At 68.4% G+C, this 534-nt stretch carries 1 pseudogene; it reads left to right on the forward strand.

The features are described 5' to 3' along the window. Nucleotides 1-281 precede the first annotated feature (281 nt). Nucleotides 282-534, forward strand: a pseudogene (locus tag ACDELDRAFT_RS23460) (FAD-dependent oxidoreductase); the annotation flags it as partial.

A 534-nucleotide genomic window follows, 5' to 3' on the forward strand; every position in this document is an offset into this window, starting at 1 on the left:
GGTGCGGCCGGTGCGCAAGCGCGCCCTGCTGACGGGGACGGGCAACACTGAGCGGCACGGGGCATCGGAAATCATTTTGAGCATCAAATGGGGCGCAGGCGCTTGTGCAGCAATCTCCATCAGCTATTAATAGCAGAGCACTCCAGGGACCGATCCATGAAAGGGCTGCACCGCTGCTGGCAGCGGCCCACGACGGCGCAGCGTGTGCTGGCCAGGGCCCCGGCCGGTAAAATCGCCGTCCCTGCATTGCACCCCGCCCGATAACCACGGGCCGCAAGACCATGATCCGCCTCTCCGAACTCCGGCTGCCGCTGTCCGCACTACCGTCCGATCCCGACACCCAGCCCGAAGCCGCCTTGCGCGCCCTTGCCGCCCGCACACTGGGACTGGCGGACGACGCCGACATCACGGCACTGCACGTCTTCAAGCGCAGCTTTGACGCGCGCAAGGCCGACCTGCTGGCGGTGTACATCGTGGACCTGGCCCTGGCCGGCGCAGCCCAGGAAGCCGCCCTGCTCGCGCGCCACGCGGCCG

It is taken from the genome of Acidovorax delafieldii 2AN (genome assembly GCF_000175235.1).
Lineage (GTDB): Bacteria > Pseudomonadota > Gammaproteobacteria > Burkholderiales > Burkholderiaceae_C > Acidovorax > Acidovorax delafieldii_B.